Raw genomic sequence first — 658 nt, 5'->3', positions numbered from 1 at the left:
TGGCTGATGGTACAACGATTACAACTACAACAGATACAGCAGGTAACTGGAGTATCACGCCTAATCCATTAGGTGATGGTGAAGTTGGTAAAGTGACTGCTACAGACGCAGCAGGAAATAACAGTGCTCCAACCATGACTGATGGCACAGATATCACTCCACCAGCAGCACCAGGTGTGGATCAGAACAATGGCACCGAACTCAGTGGTACAGCGGAAGCGGGTTCTATCGTGACGGTGACTGATGCCGATGGCAATACAGTGACCACCACAGCCGATAGCACAGGGCACTGGAGCATTACACCAAACCCAATTGCTGATGGTAGTGAAGGCAGCGTGACTGCGACAGATGCAGCAGGGAACACCAGCGCTGAAACACCAACAGGCACAGCAGATACCGTTGCACCGACTGCACCAGGTATTGATCAAAACAATGAGTCAGGTTTATCGGGAACAGCAGAGCCAGAATCAACAATTAGTGTTGAATTGGCTGATGGTACAACGATTACAACTACAACAGATACAGCAGGTAACTGGAGTATCACGCCTAATCCATTAGGTGATGGTGAAGTTGGTAAAGTGACTGCTACAGACGCAGCAGGAAATAACAGTGCTCCAACCATGACTGATGGCACAGATATCACTCCACCAGCAGCACC

General features: G+C 49.2%; 1 protein-coding gene. It reads left to right on the top strand.

Annotated features, from left to right (window positions below):
- The coding region (locus KPC_RS20210) for an Ig-like domain-containing protein (protein WP_228212374.1) at positions 1–658 on the top strand (658 nt) is incomplete at both ends.

It is taken from the genome of Acinetobacter stercoris (genome assembly GCF_900323515.1).
Taxonomy (GTDB): Bacteria; Pseudomonadota; Gammaproteobacteria; order Pseudomonadales; family Moraxellaceae; genus Acinetobacter; species Acinetobacter stercoris.
Note: the sequence above shows the minus strand (reverse complement) of the source record. Positions and strands in the feature narration are given on the sequence as shown.